The organism is Streptomyces atratus (assembly GCF_040655115.1).
Lineage (GTDB): Bacteria > Actinomycetota > Actinomycetes > Streptomycetales > Streptomycetaceae > Streptomyces > Streptomyces atratus_D.
Window position 1 is genome coordinate 87683 of record NZ_JBFAJH010000018.1, and the last position, 23920, is coordinate 111602.

Consider the following 23920-nt stretch of genomic DNA (forward strand, 5'->3'; position numbering starts at 1 on the left):
GCGCGTGCTGTGGGGAGAGCGTGTCGTGTCCATGTGAGTGTGCTTTCCGTTCGATCAGTGCGATGGGTGCCCGGATGCACCAGGTGCGGAGGGCGGTCCGCCTGCGGGTCCGGTGGGGTGGCCTGCGTCGGTTGTGTCGCCGCGCTCCCTTGTGCGTCCTGCGTCACGGGGCGTCCCTGGGCTGCGGGCTGGCCAGAGCGCCGGTTTCCGCGGGCTGCTCTGCGAGTACTCCCTGGACCAGCCCGCGCACCACCTGGGTGAGCGCCCTCGGGCCCCGTCCATGTCCTCGTCCTTGGAGAACTCGCGTTCACCGTGCGAGACACCGTCGACGCTGGGGGTAAAAGCATCACGGTGGGGTCCATCGTGTTCAGGGCAACGGAGTCGTGGCCGGCCATCGTCTGGACACCGCGGACGGAGAGTCCCAGGTCGGCGGCTGCCTCCTCGGCCAGGAGCAGGTCGCTCTCGGAATAGCGGCGGGTAGGGCGGATGCCGAAGTCGGTGACGCTGACCTGAATGTTCCGTCCCCAGGCCGGCAGTTCGATCTGCCTGCGGAGCGAGCTGCCGGCTTCCAGGACGGATTCCCTGCTGTCGGAGCGCAGACCGGCCATCAGTTGCACCGTGCGCGCCGCCACGATCGGCGACTTGGGCTCGACGGACATCCGGCCGTTCGAGGGTCAGAAGCGTCAGATCCGTGTGGGCGGGCCGACGGTGCTGCCGGTCAGCGCGGCACCTCGGCTTCCACCGGGCGCGGGATGAGGAACGACACGGCAAGTGCCGCGAGGGTGACGAGGAAGCCGGCCAGGACGACGATCTGGTACGAGGTCCGGGTGTCGCCGAGCGACTCTGTGGCCTGGCGGACTGCGGGCAGGACGAGGAAGCTCAGGCCGGCGCCGAGGTTGAACGCACCGGCGTTCATGCCCGGCAGGAAGCCGGGGTTGGCCTTCGGGGAGAGGACGATACCGAGCCCGTTGAGCATGATGTTCGCGGTTCCCGCGTACGCGACGCCCAGGAGTGCTGTGCCCGCCACCATGACGGGAAGGCTCGCCAGGCCCAGGAACGCGATGACCGCGAGCGCTACGAGACTTCCGAGCAGACCGATCCGCAGCATTTTTCCGTAACCGAGCACAGGGGCGAGGCGGCCGCTGAACGGGCCGGCCACCCAGCCGAGCAGGGCGTAGGGGGTGAGGATGATCAAAGACATTTCCGTGGGACCGATCGCGAAGCCGGGCGCAGCAGCCTGAACATAGGCGGGCACGATCCCGTTGATCACCGCGAAGATGCCGGTCATGGTCATCACGGTTGTCAGCAACGGAGCCCACGTCGCGCGCTGGCGGAGGTGCACGATCTCGACCATGGGCTGGGCCGCCCGCTTCTCCACCGCCCAGAAGCCCGCGAAGGCCGCGACGCCAAGGGCGGCCAGCAGCACCGAGACGAGAAGCGTGCCGCTGTCGAAGGTGGCGACGAGACCGGCCGCCTGGTTGAGCGCGACAAGGACGGCGCCGACGGCGACGACGATGCAGAACACCCCGGCCCAGTCCATCGACGTGCCGGCTCCCGGGCGGGTCTCAGGTGCCTTGGCCGCGACGAGGACGGCAGCGACGACGGCGAGGACCATCATGATCCAGAAGAGGCTGCGGAAGCCGAAGTGCTCGGTGAAGTAGCCGCCGACGAACGAGTCAATCCCGGCCACGCCACCGTTGACGGCGGTGATGACGCCCAGGAGCGCCCCGTAGCGGCGCGGATCCGCCGTGGCAGACCGGAGCATCATGAGGCACAGCGGGACCGTAGGTCCGGACACACCCTGGATGATGCGCCCCACGAAGAGCCAGCTCACATCGGGGGCCAGCGCAGCGATCATGGAGCCCGCGGCCATGAGCACCATCATCCCGACGAGGACGCGCTTGCGGCCCACGATGTCGCTCAGCCGCGGCAGGAACAGTGAGAAGAGCGCCGCAGCTGTGAAGAACCATGTCTGGGTCAGGTCGATCACGGCCTGGTCGGTGTGCAGCTCGCGCGCCATCGACACCAGCGCGGGGCTGAGCATCGATGCATTCAGCTGGAAGGCCACGCACGCCGCGAGGAGCGCTACGGTCAGGACGCTGGTTCTCGTCACCGACGTTTCGATACTTGGGCTCGTCTGCACGCTCATTCCGCGGACACCTCCGAGGACGGCTCGCCGATGTTCCTCACGGCGTCGACGACGAGGTCCCAGAACCTCTCACGGTCCAGCTCGACGGCCACCGAGGTGTTGCAGTTCTCCGGTGCCGGGGAACGGAAGTCGGCGACGGTCATGCCGAGGGTGAGCGTGCCGGTGAGTTCGATGTCCACGGGGACGCGCCTGGTGGTCATGACCGTGGGGTCGATGACGTAGGCGACGGCGCACGGATCGTGCACGGGCGGGTGGTCGAAGCCCTGAGCGTCCTTGTACGTCGCCGCGAAGAAGTCCATCAGCTCGACGACGAACTTCGCAGGACCCGTGCCGATCGCGGCGAAGCGCTCGACCACATCCGGCGTTGCGAGGGCCTGATGAGTGAGGTCGAGGCCCACCATGACGACAGGCCAGGACTCGTTGAAGACGATGTGAGCGGCCTCGGGGTCGATCTTGATGTTGAACTCCGCGACGGCGCTCCAGTTGCCCACGTGGTAACCGCCCCCCATGAGGACGACCTCGCGGACCCGCTCGACGATCCGCGGCTCCTTCCTGGCTGCCATCGCGATATTCGTCAGTCCCGCCGTGGGGACGAGGGTCACGGTTCCGGGCTCATGGGCCATGACCGTGTCGATGATGAGGTCGACGGCGTGACGCGGATCGAGCTCGAACGCCGGCTTGCGAAGGTCGGGCCCGTCGAGCCCCGAATCGCCGTGGATATCCGGCGCGATCTCGATCGGGCGGACCAGGGGCCGGGAGCAGCCGGCCGCGAACGGGACCCCGGTGATACCGGCGACGGCAGCCACGGACAGCGCGTTGCGTGTGACCTTCTCCAGTGTCTGGTTGCCGACCACGGTCGTCACGGCCAGCAGCTCGATGCTCGGGTTTCCGTGGGCCAGAAGGAGGGCCACTGCGTCATCGTGGCCGGGGTCGCAATCGAGGATGATCTTGCGCGGACTGGATTCATGCGGGGAAAAGGACATGGCGTTGCTCCGCGTCGTCGGGAACTCGGGCTGCTACAGGCGGCCAGGGGGATCACACGACTGTGACACCGGCAAAGATTCACGTCAAGCGTTTGACGTCAAGCGTTTGACGTTAAGCGTTTCACCCCATGGTGAGGCAGGGCAGGACGCCCCCAGTACAATGCGGCACATGGATACGGCCGACGGCAGTCCGCTCACCCGCCCCGCAGGCTCCCGGCGCGTGACGGCAGCGATGGTCGCGCGTGAGGCGGGGGTCTCGACCGCCACCGTCTCACTCGTGGTCAGTGGCAAAGCGCGCGGGCGTGTCTCTGCCGCGAACAGGGAGAAGGTCGAGAACGCAGTCGCACGCCTGCGTTACGTGGTGGACACTGCCGGCAGCTCCCTCTCCAAGGGGTTCAGCCCCGTGGTCGTACTCATCGCAACGGACGTCACCAACCCCTTCTACGCCGAGCTGATCTCCGCCGCCCGCGCGGCGCTCGGCGATCGGTACGAGCTGTTGTTGTCCGTGAGCGACCCCGGCAGCCCGACCAACCCTGCCAGCATCCCCCGCCTGATCTCGCAGCGCCCAGCAGGCTTCCTCATCGACGCCCCGAACGCGGAGCTGGTCGCGAGCCTTCCCGCCGGAACACGGGCCGTTCTGCTGGATGCCCCCGGGCTCAACACCGCCTGGCCCACCGTCAACCTCGACGTAGCGGGCGGCGCAGCCGAGTTGGCCCGCCATCTCGCGGGCCTCGGCCACCGGCGCGTCGCCTATCTCGACAGCGTCGTCGAGGCAGAGACCTTCCGGGTGCGACGTGAGGCGTTCTGCGACACGGCAGCGGATCTAGGGCTTGAGGCCGGCTATCAGGCCAGCTCGCTCACCGCTGTTGACGATGCCGCCAATGCCTTCGCGAAAGTCTGGCCCGCGTGGCAGGCCGCCGGCATCAGCGCGGCGGTCGGCTGCACCGACACCCACGCATACGGGATCCTTGCGGCCGCCCGCGCGGCCGGTGTGAGCGTCCCCGGTGTACTCGCCGTCGCCGGCTTCGACGACCTCCCGTATTCGCGCCACATGAGCCCGAGCCTTACAAGCGTGCGCCTCCCCGCCCGTGAACTCGGCGAGGCGGCGGGCAGGGCCCTGCGCGCGATCATCGAGGGCGGGAACCCCGCAGACGACCAGGTCATACTGACAAGCAGGCTCATCCTCCGGGAATCGACCGTAGGGGCTCTGTAGGACTGCCCCTGGCCGGGCAGCCCGCACCGGCCCACGGAAGCAACGCATTCTGATCGGCCGATGAGTGACGCTGCGGCGACCGGGTGCATCCATGGCGATGCGGGCCATCCCTGATCTTGCGTGGGTATCCCCGGCTTCAGCCGGGGAGGGAAGCGCATCCTTGGTCCGGAGGCGCGAGGCGCCGGAGTTCGCTGCGCCTTCGGGGTGGCGGTCACCCACGCCGACGTGACGGGTACGGGTACGTACCCGTACTCTGGAGGAATAGGAAGGAGTACGACAATGTCTGATGCCAATGTCCGTATCCCCGAAGAGGCCAAGGACCGGCTCGCCGCGATCGCAGCCGCTGAGGGGCTGTCACTGCGCGCCTATCTGGCTCGTCTGGCCGAGACCATGCTCACCCCGGCCGAGCGTGCCGAGCGTGCCGAGAAGGCCCTGGCCGCACTGAAGGAGTGGAACGGCTACGCACCCACCCCGGCCGAGCAGGACGACCTGGACAGTGAGCTGGACCGGCGCCTGGCCCAGGTGACGAGCCGGTGACCGGCGCCATGCATATCGTCCTGGACGAAACGGCGATGGCCGCGGCCGGTCAGGGCAACATCCTCGCCTCCCGTCTCATCCACCGAGCCCACGCCGAATCCGGCTGGTTCCTGTACGCCCCGGCGTGTGCACTCGTCGAAGCCGACCGCGCACGGCCCGGCACAGCCGAGCACCTTGCCGCACTGCCGGGTATCACCGTCCTGGACCTGGACCTGGCCGCGGCCCTGGCCCTCGCCCGGCAGAAAACATGGGCTGCGGCTCACAGTCAGTACGCAGCGCAGCCCACACCCGACCGCCCCGACGGAGCGATCATCGCCACCACCGCCCCGAAGCGGTGGCAGGGCGAGCCGGTCCGCGTACTGAACCTCAACGCCTGATCCAGCCCCTCCGTGTGACGGCGCCGCCCAAGGCGAGCCCTGCGCGGTGCCAACTACGAAGTGACGAAGCATCCCGCTCGCCAACCGCCGGGTCTGCCCAGGCGTGAGTGGTGTGCATCCGGCGAGGGCACCGGCCCACGGGGCCGCGGGCGGCGAATCGATAGATGAGCGAATGCCCTTGGAAGATGGGCGACCCGTCGGCACCCACGAGGTAGGAAGCGTCCTCGAGGTAGCGGCGCAGGCGCTCGTGGGCGGGGACGGTGCCCTCGTGAGGACCAGTGATGAGGTCGACGAGGACGGGGCAAGTGTGCATCGCCCAGCCGCAGTAGTGGTCGAAGGTCACGTGCGGGCCGTCGCGGTACCACCCGTCACCGACCCGGAACTCCTCCAGTCGGGAGCGTTCCCGCTCCAGCTGGTCGCACTGGTCGTCGGTGAGTGGAGTACCGACCGAGGCGAGGAACTCGCCGACGGCGATCCGGAACCAGTACCAGTTGTTGTCCGGGATCTGGATGTCGAAAGCCCCGCTCATCCATTCGATGACCTGTTGCTGCGCCTGGGGGGACAACGCCGCCCAGGCGCGGTCCCGGGCCAGACCGGCCGCCGCCCCTGCCGCGCACACCGCGGCGCCGGCGACGGATCACGAGGTGCACAAAAGGGCGGTCCGCCTCGGACGGACCGCCCTCCTGCCTCTTGACTACGCCTTGGCGGCTACCGCCGAATCACGCGGCGGGCGAGCCGTAGATGCCCATCTCGTAGACCGAGTAGCCCCAGGTCGTCTTCCGCTTAACGCCCTGCATTCGGACATACTGCACCGCGCTGCCGGAGTTGATCTTGATCACGTCATTGCCGCAGCTGTCGGGGTGCTGGGTGGCCGCCTCGCTCCAGTTCGTCCCATCCAGGGAGGTCTGGATCTGGTACTCCGTCGCGCAGGCGCCCTCCCAGGCGAGGGTTACCGCTGCGACCTCGGCGGGGGCGGCGAGCTTCACCTGGACCCACTCGTTGTCGCTGTAGCCGGATGCCCAACGGGTGCCGAGCTGACCGTCGTTGACGTACCGGGCCGAGAGCCGGTCGAGGTTCTGCTCGACGCTGGATGCGCTCGCCGTGCCCTTCAGCGCGAGGTTCTCCGAGCCGCCCGCGGCATCCCACAGCTGAAGCCGGATGTCCGCCTGGATGAGGAAGGAGTCGAGCACCCCGTCGCCGACCTTGGGCTGGGCCTTGCCCCAGGTGTTGCGCGCCGGATCGACCCGTACGGCCCGGGCCTGCTTCTGCAGAGCCTCGGAGTCGGCGAGCAGCACCTCGGCCTTCTCCTTGTCACCGGCCTGCCGGGCTGCGAGCGCGTCCAGTGTCTTCACCATCGACATGCCCCACAGCTGGGTGGCGTCCAGCCAGGGCTTGGCATCGGCGGCGAAGCCCTGCTCCACCGATCCGGCGCGGATGGCGGCCGGGGCGTCCTCGATTTCGCTCGCGTAGGTGCGCAGCGCCTTGATAGAACTGGTGCGGTCGCCCGCGTCCCATGCCTTCCAGAACTCGGCTACCCGGCTGGCGAGTTCGGGTGCCTGGGACTGCCAGGGGGTGGTGCCGAAGGTCGGGGCCAGGTGTTCCAGGTCGGCGAAGACGAGCAGCGCGTCGGTGGCCCGGCGGTCACCGCCCGCGAGGTAGGCCATGGCGCGCGCCCAACTCGCCTTCGCGTCGTACGCCTTGTCGTTCCAGGTGAAGTCCGCGGCGCCGAAGACCGCGATCTTGCTGGCGTACGGCTGGTTCATCGGGTTCGCGACGATGCCCGAGAGATGCTCGGAGAGTCCCGCCTCGCGCTTGTCGTACGGGGCGAGCAGCAGCCGGCCGCTGGTGTTGCCGTAGTCGTTGACCGGGTAGTTGTCCCAGACGAAGACCTTGCGGCCGAAGAGCTTCGAGGCGCCGTCGGCCTGCTCGTTGGTGATCGCGGGCGGTACGACGTCGGTACCGGTCCACATGACGACGACCGCCGGGTCCAGGGTGGCCCGCATCGTCTGCTTGTAGCTGGTGTCGGTGAGGTCGCCGTACTCGGTCGGCACCATCTGGAGCGGGCGGGCGTCCTCGTGGGTGGCGATGAAGTTCCGCTGGAGGTCGTTGAGCAGGTCGACCTGGGCCTTCGCGGCCGCGGTGCGCCCCGGTTGGCCGTACGCCGCCTGGTCGGCCGCGCAGTTCCACCTGGTGTAGCTGATGTCGTCCAGCGGGATGGAGAAGGACCGGGTGCCCAGGTCGTAGAGGGCCTGGAGCTTGGCCTTGAGGGCCTTGCGGTCGTCGGGGTTGGAGTAGCAGATCGATCCGCCGGGTGAGACGGCGAAGGTGAAGCGGACGTGGTTCGCGGTGGCCCGGTTCACCAGCTCGCCCAGTTCGGCGAGTTTGTCGGTGGGATAGGGGTCACGCCACTTGTCGCGGTGGTAGGGGTCGTCCTTGGGCGCGTAGATGTAGGTGTTGGCCTTGACGTCGCCGTAGAAGTCCATCTGGTCGAGCCGTTCGGCGTGCGTCCAGGGCTGACCGTAGAAGCCCTCGATGGTGCCGCGCAGGGGCATCGAGGGGTAGTCGCTCGTCTGTGCGCCCGCCACCTGCCAGTCGTCGCCCTGGCGTTGGAAGAGCTGACGCAGTGTCTGCACCGCGTAGAACTGGCCCGTCGCGTCCGTGCCTCCGAGGGCGACCTGCTGGTGCGGGGCCTGTCCCGACACGCGCAGGGCGTAACCCTCGGCGTGATCGGACACGGCGGTGTCACCCAGCGCGCGTGCGATGTCCGGGCGTTCGGCGGATCCAAGCCTGATGGTGAGCAAACCGGCTGCTCCCGAGGGGACTTCGCCGGGGGCGACGACATCGACGCGCGCGGCGCCGTGCTTCTTCAGTTCGCGGATCAGCCGGTCACGGGCGGCCGCGTCCGTGTGGTCGTCCGCGACCACGAGCACCCGGCCCGTTACGGTCGCGTCGCGTCCGGCGCGGGAGATGGACTGCGGGGTGGGGGAAACCGGTGGCAGGGGGCCGGCGTCGGCCGAGGCCGCGTCCGGGGCTGGCTGGGCACTGGCGGCGTGCGGCAGCACCCCGAGCACCATGGCACTTGCTATTGCGAACATTCCGGCGGCGATCCTGCGGCGTGCCATAAAGATCTCCAAGGTGGTCTAGACCGCAACGACCGCAAAAGGTTACTGCTGAAACTCAGTTCACTGTCAACAGGTCCGACCTATTGGATTAGACCACTTGAGTCGCTACGTTTCGCTGGAGCCAAACCACGGAGTCCAAGGCAAACACGATGAAGGGGAGAGCTCTATGATCAACCGCAGGTCGGCCGTAGCATGCGGCGCGCTCACCACGTCGGCCCTGCTCAGCGGCGTCGGGGGGCCGCCGAGGTGAGGCGTGCCGCAGGGTACGCATCCGGGGTCGGGGACACATCCGCGACACCCACGATCCCGGCCGTACGCGATGTCGCGGCGGCGCCGGGGCGCTGGCGGCCGGGCCCCGCCACCCGCGTCGTCCTGGTGCTGGGCTCCGCCGGGCGGCTGCGCGACGAAGCCCGCACAGTGGCAGCCGAGTTGGTCCAGGAGGGCCATCTGGACCGGTCGCCGCAGATCGTGGTGAAGCCACACCCCGCGCCTCACGACCTGGCCCTCCAGCTCGGCCGGGTGCCCGGTTCGGCATCCCCCGAGGCGTATCGCGTCGAGACGGCCGTAGGTCGCGGCGACCGACCCGGCGGGCAGCACCGGGTACTCGTCGGTGGTGTCGTTCGCCCGGCCGCTCGCCGTGCCCTACTTCAGCAGGTCGCAGAACCGGCCGGAGGACGGTGGCGGCGTCGACCTGTCCTGGCAGATGTCGCCGTACGCACCGACGGAGTTCCGGGTCCACCGCGAGGAGCGCCGCTTCGACGACGCGACCGGCACGTTCGACGTCGTCGACTCCCGGGTGGTGCCCTGCGCCCCAACGCTCACCGACACCGCCTACGGCATCCGCCACACGTACGTCTGCACCGACACCACGGTCACCCCGAGCCCGTCCGAAAGCTTCTACGTGTACTGGGTGACCACCGTCGACGCGCTCGGGCGGGAGTCGGGGCCGTCCGCTGCCCACTCGCTCTCCTACCGTGACGGCACCGCCCCGCCGGCCGTCACCGGGTTCACGGCCACCGCCACCGAGTACGGCACGGTCCTGGACTGGGAGGACGGCCCGGCCGCCGACCTCGCCCAGTACAGCGTATTCCGGAAGAGCACGAAGGACGACGGCACCGAGTACACCTGGGTGGGACAGACCAAGCCGGGAACGACCCGGTTCGTCGACACGGAGAACCTCCAGGACGGCGAGAACCACACGTACTTCGTGGACGCGTTGGACACCTCGGGCAACTCCGTCCACAACGTGGCCGGCGACCCCTACGAGACGGCGCACACCACCGTTACCGAGTACGACCTGCGGCCCACCGCGAAGACGCCGGCCGACTGGCTGGTCTCCGTCAAGGCCAAGGCCGATCCCGCCGCCGGCACGGTCCAGCTCGACTGGGACCTGTCCTCCGCGTACAACCGGACGGACATCACCGGATACCGGGTCCACCGCTGGAACCCGGCCACCGCCGCGTACGAGCCGCTGACCGCGGACCCGGTCACCGGCCTGTCGTGCACCGACACCACGGCCACCGCCGGCACCACGCACTTCTACTGGGTGACGGCGCTCCACGCCGACGGCACCGAATCCGCCCCCGGCGACGCCTGGGTCGCCCTGGCTCCTCAGCAGTCCGAGTAAGCACTACGAAGGGGCCCGGAGAGCGGGCGGTTTCCAGGAGTCGTCGCAACACGTGGTTGTGTTGATCAGGCTGCGAGCAGTTTATGCAGGCGCTCGGCTGGGGTTTCCCAGCCGAGCGTTTTGCGTGGGCGGCCGTTGAGTTCGGCGGCGACGGCGGCCAACTGCTCCTGGGTGAGCTTGTCGCGCCTCGATTTGGTGTTGGAGACCCATACGCCCAGCTTCACGGCCGTCGGCTCGTCTTCGCCGTCGACCGTGATCTGCTCACGGTGGCCGCGTGGTACGGGCCGGTGGGGCGCCTTCCCGTTCCACCACCCGCAGCTGCACGAACTGGGCCAGCACGGCCGGGTCGCGTTCCTCCCTGAACCGCAACACCCCGGCCGCCGCTGGATCGGGTAGCCGCCCGTAACGAGCCCGAGGGCGCACGGAGCGGCGTGGTGTCACAGGTCCGTGCTTGACTGCCCGGTCATGGACGAACAGGAACTGCTCGCTGCCGTTCACACCCTGGTGGCTCACAACCGGCAAGACGTGGTGTGCGGCCGGGCCGGTCATGGTGCGGACCATGTCTGCCTGCCGGCGGACGAGGTTGTCGATCTGAGGGCTTTGAGCAAGGAACTGACCGCCCGGTACGGGCGTTTGCGTAACCTGGCCATGGGCGGGTACGTCGATCCGACGGTGACCGGACGCACCGGCGCACCGCTCCTCGCCCCTTTCGGGGACCAGGTCGCCGAGATGCGCGCGTGGAAGCACGCCGACTGGTGGATCGGCTGCGGTGCGGTCCGCGCCGACGGGGTGGTGAGGCCGGTGGTGTTGGTGGCCGGGCAGGCCGTACAGCAGCAGCCGGACGCGGAGGCGGCACCTCGGCAGCCGGGCACGCAGGTCGAAACATCGCAGCAGCAGCCGGCGGCGAAGGCCGTACCGAAGGAGCGGCCGTACGGGCCAACGGAGGAGACGTCCTGGGTGGACCAGGTCGTCGCCGTCACCGGATGGACACGGGAGCGGGGCGGCACCGCTGTCGACTGGGCGACGGTCGAGTCCCGCCTCGGGACAGTGTTGCCCGGAGACTACAAGGAACTGGTTGAGCGGTTCGGCTACGGCGACTTCGACGACTACCTCGGCCTCCTGGTTCCCGACGGCCCGCCCGGCAGCCTCGACCTCGTCGAATTCAACGAGTTCTGGGCCCGGACGGCCGCAGAGGACGGTGGCGGGCCATGGGAGCCGTACCGCCTCTACCCGGCCCCGGGAGGCCTGCTGCAGTGGGCGAGCACAGAGCAGCGGACCTCGTTCTACTGGCTCACCGAAGGCGCCGCCCCCGACCGGTGGTCCATCCTCGTCACGGGCGACGACCACAGGGAGTGGGACCGGTTTGACAGCTCGACCGCGGAGTTCATCCACTGCCTGCTCACCGACCCGCAACACCCGTACTCCACCGCGTGCTACTTCGACCGGCACTGGTTCACGAGCTACGAGAACCCGGACAGGGAGGACGGCTAGTACTCCAGCCGGACTTCTTCATTCGTGCTGGTCAACGGCTTGGGCGTGGGAAGTGTAGCGGGCTGGAACGGGGGTGGAGCGGTCATTGCCGGGCCGTCCCACGAACGTGTGGCCGCGCTGCTTGTAGTGGCAACGGCGGGCCCGTGCTTGGTGGCGGCGACGTCAGTGGGACCACGTCATCGCGTGGTTGCGGTCCGGAGCACGGCGGTGGGGTCCACCTGCCAACAGATGTCGAATCTCGGCCGGTGTGAGGTCCACGAGGTCGGGTGTGTCCCGCTCAGTGCCCCTTTTTCCCGTTCCTGACTGGCCGGGACGGCGAGGAAAGCATGCGCGAGCATGGCGAGTGTGATGCGCCGGTACCAGCCCACGTAACGGCGGACTTCGTACTGGTCCGGGCCGCATTCGTTCTTCGCGCTCTGGAAGCATTCCTCGACCTTCCAGCGGCAGCCGGCGATGCGTACGAGGTCGGCGGCTGGGCCTCGGCGTTGCGGTCTTGGGGCTGCTCAGCACCGGGCGCTGGGCCTCGGGCACCGCCACGCGAGCGGCGGCATTGTTCGAGGAGGTGGACCGGGGTACGGACTTTCGAACCGTCCCTGTCGGCCGCAGTAGGATGCCGCAATACAATGGACTGGACGGTCCATTTTTGAGGAGGTGCGTGGCATGCGTGGCGAGCTCACGGCAAAGGGGAAGACGACGCGGAGCCGGATCGTCGAGGGGGCTGCGGCGGTGCTGCGGGAGAAGGGCGTTGCCTCGGCGACGCTGGACGACATCATGGCGCGGACCAGCACGAGCAAGAGCCAGCTGTTCCACTACTTCCCATCCGGAAAGGATGAACTCCTCGTCGCGGTGGCCCAGTTCGAGGCGGATCGAGTCTTGGAGGACCAGCAGCCCTATCTGGGCTGCCTCGACTCGTGGGAGGCATGGGAGCAGTGGCGGGACGTGGTGATCAAGCGCTACGAAGCGCAGGGGGACCGGTGTCCGCTCGGGTCGTTGTTCCTTCAGGTCGGGCGTTCGACCCCCGGGGCGCGGGCGATCGTGATCGAGCTGATGTGCCGTTGGCAGGAGAGCCTGGCGGCGGGCATCAGGGCGATGCAGGCGGCTGGCCGGCTTCCCGACGAGCTCGATGTCGACATGAGGGCTGCGGCGCTGCTGGCCGCGATCCAAGGGGGCGTGTCGATCCTGCTGTCGACGGGGCAGTCCACCCACCTGCGCGCCGCTCTCGATCAAGGGATCGCGGACCTGCGGCGCGCAGGCTGCGCCGTGGTGTGACCTGGCGTCGGCTGGATCACACGCCCAACCTCAGGCCGGGCGCCGATCGTGCCCAGCCGCAGCACCCCTGCCCTGCGCGTGGCACGTTCGCGGCCGGACGGGGAAACGGGGCAGGCAGCTCATCGAAACCACCACCCTCCTGGGCACCCCCGGGTCCATGCCGTGCGTCAGCCGGCGATGACGGCGACGGTGGTGCGACCGCCGTCGACGTCGAGCACGATGCCGTGCACGAATGAGGACTCGTCACCGGCCAGGTACACGGCGGCGTTCGCGATGGCGTCGGGGGTGCCCACCCGGCCCGCAGGGGTGCCCTTCATCATGATCTCGCCGGGGTGGACCTCTCCGGGTGCGGGCGTCAGCACCACGCCCGGGGAGATCGCGTTCACCCGTACGCCCTGCGGCCCGAACTCCGCCGCCCAAGCCCGGGTCAGCGTCTCCACGGCTCCCTTGGTGGAGCTGTAGAGGGCACCGATCGGAACGCCCAGGCGCGCGATCCAGGAGCCCAAGTTGATGATCGCCCCGCCGCCGGCCTCCACCATGGTGGGCGCCACGGCAGCAGTCAGGAAGAACGGGGCCTTCACGTTCACGGCGTAGACCCGGTCGAAGGTCTTCTCGTCAGTAGCCGCCGTGGTGTCGCCGGGGTAGATGCCGGCGTTGTTGACCAGGACATCGATACGGCCGCCGAGGACCTGCGTCGCCTCCTGGGCCAGTGTCCGCGAGGCGACGGCGCTGCCGTCCAGGTCGGCCTGCACGAAGTTGGCACGGCCGCCGCGTGCGCGGATCCCGTCGACGACTTCCTTGCCCCGCTCGGCGCTGCGGCCTGAGACGACGACGTGCGCCCCCTCGGCGGCGAAGGCCTCCGCGATCGCCCGCCCGATGTTGCTGGTCGCTCCGGTCACCAGGGCGGTCTTGCCCTCAAGCCGCATCGACATGATCCACTCCGTTGCTTGGTTTTCCACTGTGAGCCCGAACGGCCGAACCGCGCGCCGCCTTCGACCGAACGGGGCCCTGACAGCCAGGGCGTAAGCGCCACTGTGCGACGGAAATACTGGACTAGCAAGTCCAAAATTTCTCCAGTGCCTCGCCTCCGGGAGCCGGTGGCGGCCGGGCTGTCAGTGATCTCGGGTGGGTAGTGGTCCCTGACCGCAGGGGCGCAGGCAGAACCGTGAAGGCGTCGCGCCGTCTGCGTTAAAGTCGGCTCACCGGTGACCATGCCGTCGAGGGGCGTGACCATGTCGCGGGCGATCGGGATCCAGCAGCCGCCTCGCGCGACAGCCGACACGAGTGGGGCCGCCTCCGTGCAGCCGTCGGCCCAGTGACTGGTCAGGGACCGGACACCGTCCTCAGCGTGGTCGATGACGTTGCGCAGTGGTTGGTGTGGCTTCCGACCCAGTTGCCGAGGGCGGGGACGACGGCGAGTGAGCGCCGGGTTGGCCCTCGGTCAGGACCGGGAACGGGCCGCCGCCGCGTTCTCCCGCTGACCGCGTCCCGGCTCCAATCGGATCTCGCGCCCCTGCCAACGTCGGCGAAGCCAGCGGTCGTGGCTCGCGAGGACGATCGCGCCGGGGCCGGTCCTCAAGGCCTCCTCCAGTTCGTCGCACAGGCGCGGGGAGAGATGGTTGGTGGGTTCGTCGAGCAGCAGCAACTGGGGCGGACGGGCCACCAGGAGGGCCAGTGCGAGCCGCCGGCGCTGGCCGACGGACAGCTGGTCGACGGGTTTGTCCAAGTCCGCCGCGTCGGAAGAGCGTGACCCGCGCACCACATCAGCAGGGCCGGCCACCGCACACCTGGTCGGCCCTGCCCGTCGGCGACACCTTCCCTTGACGAGAAGGGCAACCACTCTGCGATGCTTTCGCTGCGTGAACCGGCCGCTGCCGGGCCCGGCATGACGTTTCACCAGATGCTCGAAAGGATCCGGTACGGGGGCGCGTATCCCACCCGGGAGCGCGCCGAGGACGTCACACGTGCCGTGCTGGCGGCCCTGGCCGTCAGCTCACCGGTGACGAACGCGTCGATCTCGCCGCCTGCCTCCCCATCGAGGCCGCCCGCGTCTTCACCAGCCAGATCCCCGACCGGCAAGAGCTCACCGGCTGGGGCTTCGTCAAGGGCCTTGCCACCCGCACCGGCGGCACCCTTGCGACCGCCCGCTGGGACACCGGAGCCGTCCTCGCCGTCGTCGGCCACGTGGGCGGCACCGGCCTCCTGGACCGCGGCCGACTGATCGTGGTCCGTCCTACTGGCCGGCACCAGTGGGCACACCTGGCGCCCTGTCTTCCTTGCAACGATGGGAAGGCAGGGCGCCCGTTCGCCGACCACCGTTGCATCATCAACGGGATCATCTATTGGTACCGCACCGGGATTCCCATGAAGAGATCAGCCCGCGAGGTGTTCGGCCCCTCGCAGACGGTATGGAGGTCCCGTCCGATTCGAGGTGGCAGCTGGTGGGTCGCTGACCTGTGAGGTTGCCAGGTGGTTTGAGAATGACGCCGGGCGCTGTTCTCAGACGAGTTGGCTCTCGTGGAAGGGGGCGCGCGCTGCGGGCCGCCTCCCCGGAACACCGGATACTCGTTCGGTCGCTTGTCAGTGAGGGCATGCAGAATGCGTCCATGAGTTGCGACTACCGGCCCGGTGACGTGCTGTTGCTGGAGTGCCCGTTCACTGAGACCGCCGTCACCGGGGTCACCCGTTACTACGTGTCCGTGCGGTGGCCGTGGTTGGAGGTGGACTCGCAGGCCGAGAACATCAGGTGGAACGGCCAGAGGGCGCTTCCGACGCCAGCGGCCCGCGAGTGGGAGCTCTTCCGAACGGAACCGGCGGAGACCGCACTGAAGCCGGGCGATACCTGCCTGGTGGGAATCCCCGCGACCGTGGTGCACGTCCAGGCGGTCCATCGCTTCGATCCGCCCCTGGTCACCGGCATGCTGCCCCGGCCCGCGTCCTACCTCGAGGTCCTGCAGCAGGGTGAGACCCATGATCCTGACCTTGAGGACCAGGGCTACGCGATCGATCCGGCCGGCGGTGAACCGATACGCATCGAGCTGTTCTTCCGTCCGTACGCCTTCCTCGAACCGGGTGATGAGGTTGCCGACCGGAACGGGCGCGCCTGGCGGTTCGATGCGGCCTGGGACTGGCACCCCTTCGACGGTGAGCAGTCGGGCACTCCGGCCTGGCCGCTGGCGCTGCTCTCCCGCCATGGTGAGCCGACACCGAAGGAGGCCGTAGCGGTCGCCCGGGCGACGGCGGTCGGCAGCCACGCGGACGAACTGGAGCGGTGGAGCGGACTCGCTCTCGCGCGACCAGCCGCCCATCAGCAGTAGCCTCGCGGGACCGAACAAGATCAGGTGGTAAGCGCTGCCAGCAGTCAAGATCACCCGGATAACGTTCACTTCACTTGGCGTGCAAAATGGTGAGAATCCGACAATGCGGATGAGGCCGAGTGAGAATCTGCCAGCTGCGCTACGACAGGACAATGGAAACGCCATCGCATACTTCGTTGCCCCGGAGCAAAGGGCCAAGATCGTGAGACAAGACGCCGTGGCCCGCGCATGAGACATGCCGAGAACGCGCAGGTCGCCACGACGGAACGGGCCATTCCAATTGCGGGCCTCCAGCACCCTGCACACCCGCCCGTTCCTCGAGTACGCCGTCGCCCTCTCAGAGCTCTACAACCAACGCCTCCTGGAAGAGATCTGTCGCGCGCTCGATCTGGCGACCGTGCCCCGCTACCCGACCGCCGGGCAGCGGCCCGTGATGGAACTCGCGGGGATCCCCGATCGGCCCATCGACTGGGCCGCCACCCGTAACAAGCCGGCTTTTAGTCTGGTGGTCCGGCTGTCGCGTCGGATGGGCGCCGGCTTACACGTCTCGGGTCGGTTCTGCTGGCGGGACCTGCGCCTTCCGGGGGCCGGTTCGGTGTGCCATGGGTTGCTACTCGCCGGATCCGGTGGTCTCCGTTGCGGAGTTAACGCCTCACGGGTCCTGCGTGGCTCTGGCGTGTGTCCGGGTGAGATCACGCCTGCCGAATGGTCTACCGGCGTGGCTTTGAGCAGTTGCAGGCGGTCCTTGCTGCTTACCGTCACCCGGGGAACAACTCCTCCCGGTCTTGACCATTCCGGGTCGGAGGGGCGAACCGAACAAGACGTTCGAAGACGAGCGGCACCGCCATCGGAGAAGGGTTCCGGGTGCCAAGGAGGTCGGCAATGGCGACACGAGAGCCATGGGCTCGCCGGACACGAGGAAGGACGCGTCGCACGGTCGGTGCCTGTGTGCTCGTTGTGGGGTGTGTCGTCGCAAGCTGCGTGCCCTCGGCCGCGGCGAGTTCGCAAGGGGGCGCGTCCCGCCTGTGCGCGACGACGCCCTTCCCTCCGTCGGAAAGCACTCCGCCACCAATCCTGTCGGGCAGCGACGTGTGGAGTTTCGTCTCCGAGCCGGGCCTTCACCCCATGCGGGTGACCGTGACGGCGAACAAACCGGGGACGGCTCGCGGGGACATCTTTGTCGCGCCGTTCAGCGCGGACCAGATGGTCGGCCAGACCGGGGCACTGATCAACGACAACTCCGGTGATCCGGTCTGGTTCCGCCCACTGCCCTCCACGAACCTCCAGAATGCCGACTTCAAGGTCCAGACTTATTACGACGGCCGCAGGGGCTGGGGACAACCGGTGCTGACCTGGTGGCAGGGCACCCTCGCGCTTCCCCCGGCGTATACGAACCTCCCGGCCGGTGCGCCCGAACCGGGCGGGTGCTACTACATCTACGACACCCACTACCGCCTGATCAAGACCGTTTTCGCGCATCACGGCTACTACCCGGACGAGCACGAATTCACTCTGACCCGCAGGGGCACCGCGCTGTTCATCGCTTCCAAACCGGTGCCCATGGATCTCACTTCCTATGGGGGTCCGAAGAACGGAGCCATCGAGAACAGCGAGGTCCAGGAGGTAGACCTCGCCACGGGCAGACTCCTCTTCTCGTGGAACGCACTGGACCACCTCGACCCCGCGGATTCCGAGGAGCCGGTCTCCAGTGCGTCGTCGTCCGACGGGGTGTGGGATGCCTTTCACATCAACTCGGTCGACGAGGGTCCTGACGGTCGGCTGCTGATCTCGGCCCGGAACATGTGGGCGATCTACGACGTCACCAAGAGATCGGGGAGGATCCGCTGGCAACTCGGTGGAAAGAAAAGCGACTTCACCTTCGGCCCGAACGCGGACTTCTTCTGGCAGCATGATGCCCGATTCCGGCCGGGAAACCGGATCAGCATGTTCGACGACGGCTGCTGCGACCTGCCCGACGGCGCCCCTGAACAGGTGTCGCACGGCCTGATCCTCAACCTCGACTTCCGCAGCCGGAAGGCGACCGTGGACAGGACCTACTACCACCAGCCACCGCTGGAGTCGCCGACCCAGGGAAACATCCAGGCCCTTTCCAACGGCAACGAATTCATTGGATGGGGTCAAAGCCCGTACTACTCGGAGTACGCGGGCGCGGGGAACATCCAGGGCAACGGCTCGCAGAACCGGCTTTACGACGCGAAGCTGCCGGGCTCCAACATCTCGTACCGAGCGTTCCGGAACGAATGGATCGGCACGCCGTACTACCCCCCGAGTGCCGCGGCACGGGTCGACGGCGGGGGCAGCGTCGTCTACGCCTCCTGGAACGGCTCGACGCAGACCAGAGCATGGCAGGTACTCGCCGGGTCCGACCCCCACGCCCTGTCGGTCGTTGTCAGACACGTCCCACGGTCCGGATTCGAGACAGCCGTCACCACGAATGCCTCCGGACCGTACTTCCAGGTAAAGGCGCTGAATGCGCAGGGCAAAGTCCTTGGGACATCCCACGTCGTGACGCTCTCCAGCCAACGGTTGACGAGGTAGACCAGAAAGGAGTCGCGGCATGGCTGAAGGGACCGCGCCACACCCTGATCCCACCCGCCGACCCCACCCGGGAATGCATGCCGACGAACGCGACGGCAAATGGTACGCCAAAGTACTGGAACCGGTCAGGGCCGTGACGAGCTCGCGGTCTTTGTCCCTCAGCTGATCGGGGGCGGTGCAGAGCAGGCTCTTGAAGCGGCGGGGCGGGACGGCTGGGCGGTTGGACTCGACACGCCCTTGGTTGATGTAGCGGTAGAGGAGGTTCGAGCTGCCCTGGTAGCCGAGGTTCTTGATCTCCTTCAGGAGCTGGCTGACGCTCACTGCGGGATCCTCCTCGCGACGGCGACGCAGGTGGTTGCGGTAGGGGCCGACCAGGGTGGGCCGGTACTGCGGGGCCTTCTTCAGCTGCTCGGGCTCGGGGACGTATGCATAGCGCTTGACGGTGTTCAGCGCCAGTTGCAGGCGGCGGGCGCATTCCAGCAGGCGGACGCCCTGGCCGAGCAGGTCGTGGGCCTGGTGCCAGCGCTCGCGGGTGGTCTCTTCGCGTACCCGGGCCTGGGAGGGCGGCGCGCATTTCGCCCAGCAGCCGGCGTGCGCGTGGACCTCCTTGAGAACAGCTTCGCCGAGGTTGTGCCACAGGTGCCAGCGGTCGGCGATCTGCGGCACCCCGGGCAGCGCGTCGGTGACGGCCTGCGCGTAGCCCGCCGCGCCGTCCCGGCAGACCGCCTCGATGCCGGGATGAGTACGCAGCCAGGCGGTCAGGGTTTCGGCCTTGCGGTCGGGCAGGACCTCGACGCGTGCGCGGGTTTCGGCGTCGATCAGGATCGTGGCGTAGCGGTGGCCTTGCCGCAGTGCGAAGTTGTTCACACCGAGCACCGTGGGCATCGCTACCGCGGGCAGGGGGATGCGTAACAAGCAGGTCAGCATGCTCGCCCACGACAAGGCAACAGCCGGGCCCCGGCTCTGCCGGCCAGGGCCGTCGCGACCGACGCGATCACCTTCTGCAGGAACGGGGTACGCCGCTGGTAGCGCACCGTCAGCCCCGGGACCTGCTCGACGAACGTGGTCTTGGAACAGCCCGGGTTCTCGCAGTACAAGCGGCGCACCGACACGTCGATCACCACCGGTTTCCCGCCGATCGCCTCGTCGGCGCCATGCCGCACGTACCGGCTGTGCTCCCACGCGCTTCCTGCCCGCAGTCCGGGCAGACCACCGAGATCCCGGCGGCGGTCCGCACCGTGATCCTGACCAGGCCGTCGCCTGTCTCTACCGCCTCGACCAACACCGAAGCCAGCTGGGGAAGCAGCGCCGTCAACTCGACATCACACGCCACCAGCCTCCCCCACCAAGGCACTTGCCGAGGCCGAAACCGCAAAGTCGATCAACGGCTACGAAAATCTTGGCAGAGCCTGATTCATGACACTCCCCCTCCGCGAGAACCGGGAGAACACAGGGCCCGGGCCTGATCCTCTCGTGGGGTCACAAGCCTGCAGTAGTGAGGATTCGATACATCTGGGTCGGCCGCAGCGCGGAGTTGGCAGCGGCATCGTCGGCGACCTGGGGATCCGGGTCTGAAAGCAGCTGCTCCAGCAACACGTCCGTGATGTTGGGGTGACGGGCGACCCCTCGGCGCAGGAAGGACTCGGCAGCGGCGGCGAGTTGCTGAAGGTCTGGGACGGGTAGTTCTGGGTCTTGCAGGGCGAGGTAGCGCACGTTCGGGCTTGGTTCGTCAATGAACGTCCGCAGCACGTGTCGGGGGAAGTTGGGGTGGTCGACGAGTAGCGGTCGGATGTGGAACACGTCGCCGTGTGCGCGTACCAGCCCTTCCAGGATCTCCGGTGGTGTGTCTGGCCGGCGGGCAGCAGCACGACGAACCACGAGTTCCGGGTCGTTGTCCAGCTGACGCCATGCCTCTTCAGGTAGGTCATGGCAGGAGGCCAGTACGCGCCGGAATGTTGTGTACCGACTGTCCAGGTAGGTCATCCGCTCGTTGAGGGGCGCTTCGCGCAGCCAGTCCGGTTCGGCGAAGTTCCAGTTCAGAGCCACCTCGGCCTCGATGCTTCCATCCGCGCGTTCGGCTTCTACGAGCGCGTACAGTCGGCCCCGGGTTTCGGCGTCCACATGGCGACTCTGCGCCGCCGCGACCCGCACGAGCGGGTCGACGATGTCCAGTAGCCGGGCAACCATCTCTGCCGATAGATGAGGGTTCCCGGCGACAGCCTGATGGACCTCCTCTTCCTCGATCTGCATGAGCTGCGCAAACTGCTCCGACGTGAGCGGGACGTAGCGCGCCACGTTGACGCGCACGGCAGGGTCGGTAAGGCAACGTTCCCTCCACTCAGGCGGGACACCCGGTTGCCTGTGCTCGGTGGCGGCTGCACGGACCTGCGGATCCGGGTCGGCGAGTAGTTCCACTTGCACGGCGAGAGGCCGGTCGTGCCAGGCTCGCGCGACCGCGGCGCGCAGGCTCGGACCGGGCGCGCTGACGAGTGCCGTCCGAGGCTGGCCGTAGGCTTCCTCCAGGTCATCGATGCCGATCGGCACCTTGCGGTCCACCATGTCGCGGACAAAGTCTGTGTACGCATCACGGATCGCCGGATCGGGATGCTCGGCGATCCTTCGGCGCATCTCCGGGGAGATCCGGTCCCCGTGAAGGCCCACCGCGGTGATGTCGTCGCCGTGCGTCAGCAGAGCCTCGACAACGGCGTCCTCCAGTTGCCCGTGACGCAGCGATATCCCGTGTCGGCCGGCCGTGTGTGTGGCCAGGCGTACCAGGACGTCCTGAGGGGCTGTTGGGTTCCGCCCCAGCCCGGAGAGTTGGGGGTGATCGAGGCTTGTCATGCGCTCAACCTAGTCGGGCCGCTGCGTGCCAGCCCTCCATCGGTCCTTGTCCGGAAGAGGGCATGCGGACTCACCGAACTCCTTGCCCGCGAAGTCCGCGACAGCGGCCGCGAGGTCGAAGTCGAGCACCTTCACGTCCACCTGCCGCGCGTGCTCAAGACGTCCGCCAGCACCCGCACCGCCAACCCCGAGCAGGAGACCGCCCGATGATCCGTCGTTTGTTCCGTCCCTGCGGCACCCCACCCGGCACCACTCCCTCCCCCGAGGACCAGGCCGTGGTCGATCAGTTCCGCGCGATGCTCACTGCCGTGCGCGACCCGGAGCCCTGGACGCCCGGCAAGGCCCAGGACGTCGCCGTGAGGGTCGGCCCGTTCATCGAGCGCGCGCATCCCCCGGCGACGACCACGGCACCGATTAGTCGCCGTCGCCCTGGTCCACCCCGACACCCCGCACGCCGCGGCCTACCTCCACGGCCACCAGCTCGGCTACACAGGCAAGGGCTGGCTGCGCTGCGAGACGACCGCGATCCTCGGGGCCTGGCAGCCGGCCTACGCGATGCTCACGCACGCCGCCGCTAACCTGCTCCTCCCCGACGACGTCGGCGTGGACCCAGCGCACTACGGCGTCCACGTCGAAGCCCGCCGCGCCGACGGCACCGGCCACACGCTGCTCCGCCTCGGGCCATACACCCAAACCTGGCTCGCCTCCCGCGACGCCGAACGCCTCAACACCGAGCTGGAGGGCAAGGCGGCCACCGTCATCTCCGGCTTCACTGTCACCGCGAAGGACACGCCGTTCGACGTCAGCGACCGCGAGAGATACGCCGACCCGTACGAGGCCGACGTCGTCGCGCTCCTGGCCGATGCCGTCGCGGGGGTGAGCGCCGCATGACCACGACCCTGTACGAGATCGAGACCAGCGAAGCCGAGGACGGCGGCCGGCACCCCGTCGAACAGCTCTGGCCCCCTGCGCCGACGACGCCGCCGACAGCGGCTTCATCACCCATCGCGGCCTGTACGTCACCGGCATCGACGACTCCATCGACGACCATCTCTACCCGGTCGCTTTCGTCGTGCTCGGGCACCAGAGGTGGGCCGACATCATCGAGGCAGCCGCCACGTACATGGCCCGCGTCCACGGCTGGCGCAACCTCCACCTCTACCCGGGCGACAACCCATCGGAGCTCATCCCCCGCATTCCGCGCGCCGTCCACACCCACGGCGTCTTCTTACGGCACCCGCACCCTTGTGCATAAGCGGTCAGTGACCGGCTTGCCGAAGCGGCCGGGGATTCCGGCTTGACCTTCAAGTCGGGTCGAAGGTTTACCGTCGGGGGCATGACGAGCTACCGCATCTCGCAGCTGGCCGAGCGCTCTGGTGTACCGGCGACAACGCTGCGCTTCTACGAGGACGCCGGGCTGCTGCCCGCCGACCGGACACCGTCCGGGTATCGGGTGTACGGCGAGGATGCGGTGGAGCGTCTGGCGTTCATCTCTTCGGCCAAGCTGCTGGGCCTGGCCCTGGAGGAGATCCGCGAGCTGCTGGAGGTCCGTGAGGAAGGGGTGTGCGCGTCCGTCCGGACGCGGATGCTGCCGCTGGTCACCGACCGGATCTCGGAGACCGACGGCCGGATCGCTGAGCTGCGCGCGTTCTCCGCCCACCTGACCGGTGTCCATGCCGAGCTGTCGGGCCCGGCGCCCGAAGGGGCGTGCGGTCCCGACTGCGGATGCGCCATGACCAGCACTCCGGCGGCCGGGCCCGTGCCGATCACGCTGTCGCCGACCCGCCCGGTCCAGGCTGCCGAGCCGTGGCGGGACACACCGGTCGCCTGCACGCTCGGCGCCGAGCTGGGCGAGCGCACCGAGCAGTGGCAGCAGTTGGTCGGCAAGGCCGAGCAGCGCGAGGAGATCGACGACGGCGTACGTCTGTCCTTCCCCGTCGGCGCCGAGCTCGCCGGTGAGGTCGCGGCCCTCGCCGCCGCGGAACAGGGCTGCTGCGCGTTCTTCGACTTCACCCTGCACCTGACCCCGACCGCTCTCCAGCTGGAGGTGCGGGCGCCCGAGTCCGCCGCCGGGATGCTGGCCGACCTCTTCGGAGCGACCGCATGACCACCCAGTCCCCCGATTCCCGTCCGTCCCGGCCCTGGGGCGCGCTCGGCGCCGGGGCTGCCGCGCTCGCCGCCTGCGCGGTGTGCTGCGCGGGCCCGCTCCTGGCCGTCCTCGGCGGCATCGGTGTCACTTCCGCGATCGGGTCGCTGTGGACGCCTGCCTTGGCGGTGCTGGCCGTCGCCGCCGGACTCGCAGCCCTGGTGGTGCGACGGCGGCGCCGGACGGCCTCGTGCCGCACGGTCCCGGCGCGGGCCGACCTCGGCATGCCGACCGTCGGCCTGCCCCCGGACACGGACGGCAGCAAGGCCGCTCACTGAGCGGGAGCCCC

General features: G+C 68.6%; 21 protein-coding genes and 4 pseudogenes. 14 read left to right on the plus strand and 11 right to left on the minus strand.

Going from position 1 to position 23920, the window contains the following annotated elements; translation table 11 throughout:
- Positions 1-718 precede the first annotated feature (718 nt).
- Complete coding sequence (locus AB0I23_RS20935) at positions 719-2149, minus strand: MFS transporter (protein ID WP_359111178.1); 1431 nt, start codon at positions 2147-2149, stop codon at positions 719-721.
- Positions 2146-3132, minus strand: a complete 987-nt coding sequence (locus AB0I23_RS20940; protein ID WP_359111180.1) for a nucleoside hydrolase — start codon at positions 3130-3132, stop codon at positions 2146-2148. Before AB0I23_RS20940 ends, AB0I23_RS20935 begins: the two co-directional genes overlap by 4 nt.
- 169 nt (positions 3133-3301) lie before the next feature.
- Between AB0I23_RS20940 and AB0I23_RS20945 the strand changes: the two genes are divergently transcribed.
- From AB0I23_RS20945 to AB0I23_RS20955, 3 genes are all read left to right on the plus strand, one after another.
- Positions 3302-4345 carry a LacI family DNA-binding transcriptional regulator gene (locus AB0I23_RS20945; RefSeq protein WP_359111182.1) on the plus strand — a complete coding sequence of 348 codons (1044 nt, stop codon included), beginning with the start codon at positions 3302-3304 and terminating at the stop codon, positions 4343-4345.
- Between the two features lie 279 nt (positions 4346-4624).
- Complete coding sequence (locus tag AB0I23_RS20950) at positions 4625-4882, plus strand: hypothetical protein (RefSeq protein ID WP_030936061.1); 258 nt, start codon at positions 4625-4627, stop codon at positions 4880-4882.
- 8 nt (positions 4883-4890) lie between these two features.
- Positions 4891-5259 carry a hypothetical protein gene (locus AB0I23_RS20955; RefSeq protein ID WP_359111253.1) on the plus strand — a complete coding sequence of 123 codons (369 nt, stop codon included), beginning with the start codon at positions 4891-4893 and terminating at the stop codon, positions 5257-5259.
- On the opposite strand, the gene AB0I23_RS20960 is transcribed toward AB0I23_RS20955, so the two are convergent.
- Positions 5249-5878: a DUF2264 domain-containing protein gene (locus tag AB0I23_RS20960; protein ID WP_359111184.1), complete on the minus strand. Its 630-nt coding sequence runs from the start codon at positions 5876-5878 to the stop codon at positions 5249-5251. The two genes, AB0I23_RS20955 and AB0I23_RS20960, sit on opposite strands and share 11 nt — an antisense overlap.
- Before the next feature lie 100 nt (positions 5879-5978).
- Complete coding sequence (locus tag AB0I23_RS20965) at positions 5979-8354, minus strand: beta-N-acetylglucosaminidase domain-containing protein (protein ID WP_359111186.1); 2376 nt, start codon at positions 8352-8354, stop codon at positions 5979-5981.
- 637 nt (positions 8355-8991) lie between these two features.
- On the opposite strand from AB0I23_RS20965, the gene AB0I23_RS20970 reads away from it, so the two are divergent.
- Positions 8992-10008: a hypothetical protein gene (locus AB0I23_RS20970; protein WP_359111188.1), complete on the plus strand. Its 1017-nt coding sequence runs from the start codon at positions 8992-8994 to the stop codon at positions 10006-10008.
- 65 nt (positions 10009-10073) lie between these two features.
- Here AB0I23_RS20970 and AB0I23_RS20975 read toward each other — a convergent pair whose 3' ends face one another.
- Positions 10074-10232 carry a hypothetical protein gene (locus tag AB0I23_RS20975; protein ID WP_359111259.1) on the minus strand — a complete coding sequence of 53 codons (159 nt, stop codon included), beginning with the start codon at positions 10230-10232 and terminating at the stop codon, positions 10074-10076.
- A gap of 241 nt (positions 10233-10473) precedes the next feature.
- Here AB0I23_RS20975 and AB0I23_RS20980 point away from each other — a divergent pair, with 241 nt between their 5' ends.
- Positions 10474-11499: a hypothetical protein gene (locus AB0I23_RS20980; RefSeq protein WP_359111190.1), complete on the plus strand. Its 1026-nt coding sequence runs from the start codon at positions 10474-10476 to the stop codon at positions 11497-11499.
- A 176-nt stretch (positions 11500-11675) separates the two neighbouring features.
- On the opposite strand, the pseudogene AB0I23_RS20985 reads toward AB0I23_RS20980, so the two are convergent.
- Positions 11676-11963, minus strand: a pseudogene (locus tag AB0I23_RS20985) (IS701 family transposase); the annotation flags it as partial.
- Positions 11964-12159: 196 nt separating this feature from the next.
- Here AB0I23_RS20985 and AB0I23_RS20990 point away from each other — a divergent pair.
- On the plus strand, positions 12160-12768 hold the full coding sequence (locus AB0I23_RS20990; protein ID WP_359111192.1) for a TetR/AcrR family transcriptional regulator: 609 nt from the start codon (positions 12160-12162) through the stop codon (positions 12766-12768).
- A 167-nt stretch (positions 12769-12935) separates the two neighbouring features.
- Here AB0I23_RS20990 and AB0I23_RS20995 read toward each other — a convergent pair whose 3' ends face one another.
- Positions 12936-13700 (minus strand): SDR family NAD(P)-dependent oxidoreductase, encoded by a 765-nt coding sequence (locus AB0I23_RS20995; RefSeq protein ID WP_359111194.1) that lies wholly within the window; start codon positions 13698-13700, stop codon positions 12936-12938.
- Between the two features lie 509 nt (positions 13701-14209).
- Positions 14210-14500 (minus strand): annotated as a pseudogene (locus AB0I23_RS21000) (ATP-binding cassette domain-containing protein); the annotation flags it as partial.
- A 114-nt stretch (positions 14501-14614) separates the two neighbouring features.
- Between AB0I23_RS21000 and AB0I23_RS21005 the strand changes: the two are divergent.
- The 4 genes and pseudogenes from AB0I23_RS21005 to AB0I23_RS21020 all read left to right on the plus strand — a co-directional run.
- Positions 14615-14979: pseudogene (locus AB0I23_RS21005) on the plus strand (DUF2267 domain-containing protein); the annotation flags it as partial.
- Between the two features lie 12 nt (positions 14980-14991).
- On the plus strand, positions 14992-15228 hold the full coding sequence (locus AB0I23_RS41730) for a transposase (protein WP_436846973.1): 237 nt from the start codon (positions 14992-14994) through the stop codon (positions 15226-15228).
- A gap of 146 nt (positions 15229-15374) precedes the next feature.
- A complete protein-coding gene (locus tag AB0I23_RS21015) occupies positions 15375-16085 on the plus strand; it encodes a hypothetical protein (RefSeq protein WP_359111196.1) in 711 nt (236 codons plus the stop codon).
- A 1125-nt stretch (positions 16086-17210) separates the two neighbouring features.
- Entirely contained in the window at positions 17211-18644 is a 1434-nt protein-coding gene (locus tag AB0I23_RS21020) for an arylsulfotransferase family protein (RefSeq protein ID WP_359111197.1), read from the plus strand.
- A gap of 669 nt (positions 18645-19313) precedes the next feature.
- Here the strand turns inward: AB0I23_RS21020 and AB0I23_RS21025 are convergent.
- From AB0I23_RS21025 to AB0I23_RS21035, 3 genes and pseudogenes are all read right to left on the minus strand, one after another.
- A pseudogene (locus AB0I23_RS21025) lies at positions 19314-19571 on the minus strand (transposase); the annotation flags it as partial.
- Positions 19565-19807: a hypothetical protein gene (locus AB0I23_RS21030; RefSeq protein ID WP_359111199.1), complete on the minus strand. Its 243-nt coding sequence runs from the start codon at positions 19805-19807 to the stop codon at positions 19565-19567. The gene AB0I23_RS21030 and the pseudogene AB0I23_RS21025, both read right to left, overlap by 7 nt.
- A gap of 316 nt (positions 19808-20123) precedes the next feature.
- Positions 20124-21272 carry a hypothetical protein gene (locus tag AB0I23_RS21035; protein ID WP_359111201.1) on the minus strand — a complete coding sequence of 383 codons (1149 nt, stop codon included), beginning with the start codon at positions 21270-21272 and terminating at the stop codon, positions 20124-20126.
- 21 nt (positions 21273-21293) lie between these two features.
- Between AB0I23_RS21035 and AB0I23_RS21040 the strand changes: the two genes are divergently transcribed.
- The 4 genes from AB0I23_RS21040 to AB0I23_RS21055 all read left to right on the plus strand — a co-directional run bounded on the left by AB0I23_RS21040 (position 21294) and on the right by AB0I23_RS21055 (position 23909).
- Entirely contained in the window at positions 21294-21695 is a 402-nt protein-coding gene (locus AB0I23_RS21040; protein ID WP_359111203.1) for a hypothetical protein, read from the plus strand.
- A gap of 345 nt (positions 21696-22040) precedes the next feature.
- Positions 22041-22376, plus strand: a complete 336-nt coding sequence (locus AB0I23_RS21045; RefSeq protein WP_359111205.1) for a hypothetical protein — start codon at positions 22041-22043, stop codon at positions 22374-22376.
- A 445-nt stretch (positions 22377-22821) separates the two neighbouring features.
- Positions 22822-23592, plus strand: coding sequence for a heavy metal-responsive transcriptional regulator (locus AB0I23_RS21050; RefSeq protein ID WP_359111207.1), 771 nt, complete (start codon positions 22822-22824; stop codon positions 23590-23592).
- The gene (locus AB0I23_RS21055; protein WP_359111209.1) at positions 23589-23909 is read left to right on the plus strand and encodes a hypothetical protein; all 321 of its coding nucleotides are present in this window, start codon (positions 23589-23591) and stop codon (positions 23907-23909) included. The genes AB0I23_RS21050 and AB0I23_RS21055 overlap by 4 nt, the downstream gene beginning before the upstream one ends.
- Positions 23910-23920: the final 11 nt, after the last annotated feature.

Excerpts from the sequence above, each read along its gene's own strand:
- AB0I23_RS20935 (WP_359111178.1), bottom strand. The coding sequence starts at position 2,149 with ATGAGCGTGCAGACGAGCCCAAGTATCGAAACGTCGGTGACGAGAACC.
- AB0I23_RS20940 (WP_359111180.1), bottom strand. The coding sequence starts at position 3,132 with ATGTCCTTTTCCCCGCATGAATCCAGTCCGCGCAAGATCATCCTCGAT.
- AB0I23_RS20945 (WP_359111182.1), top strand. The coding sequence starts at position 3,302 with ATGGATACGGCCGACGGCAGTCCGCTCACCCGCCCCGCAGGCTCCCGG.
- AB0I23_RS20950 (WP_030936061.1), top strand. The coding sequence starts at position 4,625 with ATGTCTGATGCCAATGTCCGTATCCCCGAAGAGGCCAAGGACCGGCTC.
- AB0I23_RS20955 (WP_359111253.1), top strand. The coding sequence starts at position 4,891 with ATGCATATCGTCCTGGACGAAACGGCGATGGCCGCGGCCGGTCAGGGC.
- AB0I23_RS20965 (WP_359111186.1), bottom strand. The coding sequence starts at position 8,354 with ATGTTCGCAATAGCAAGTGCCATGGTGCTCGGGGTGCTGCCGCACGCC.
- AB0I23_RS20980 (WP_359111190.1), top strand. The coding sequence starts at position 10,474 with ATGGACGAACAGGAACTGCTCGCTGCCGTTCACACCCTGGTGGCTCAC.
- AB0I23_RS20990 (WP_359111192.1), top strand. The coding sequence starts at position 12,160 with ATGCGTGGCGAGCTCACGGCAAAGGGGAAGACGACGCGGAGCCGGATC.
- AB0I23_RS20995 (WP_359111194.1), bottom strand. The coding sequence starts at position 13,700 with ATGTCGATGCGGCTTGAGGGCAAGACCGCCCTGGTGACCGGAGCGACC.
- AB0I23_RS21015 (WP_359111196.1), top strand. The coding sequence starts at position 15,375 with ATGAGTTGCGACTACCGGCCCGGTGACGTGCTGTTGCTGGAGTGCCCG.
- AB0I23_RS21020 (WP_359111197.1), top strand. The coding sequence starts at position 17,211 with ATGCGGGTGACCGTGACGGCGAACAAACCGGGGACGGCTCGCGGGGAC.
- AB0I23_RS21035 (WP_359111201.1), bottom strand. The coding sequence starts at position 21,272 with ATGCGCCGAAGGATCGCCGAGCATCCCGATCCGGCGATCCGTGATGCG.
- AB0I23_RS21045 (WP_359111205.1), top strand. The coding sequence starts at position 22,041 with ATGCTCACGCACGCCGCCGCTAACCTGCTCCTCCCCGACGACGTCGGC.
- AB0I23_RS21050 (WP_359111207.1), top strand. The coding sequence starts at position 22,822 with ATGACGAGCTACCGCATCTCGCAGCTGGCCGAGCGCTCTGGTGTACCG.
- AB0I23_RS21055 (WP_359111209.1), top strand. The coding sequence starts at position 23,589 with ATGACCACCCAGTCCCCCGATTCCCGTCCGTCCCGGCCCTGGGGCGCG.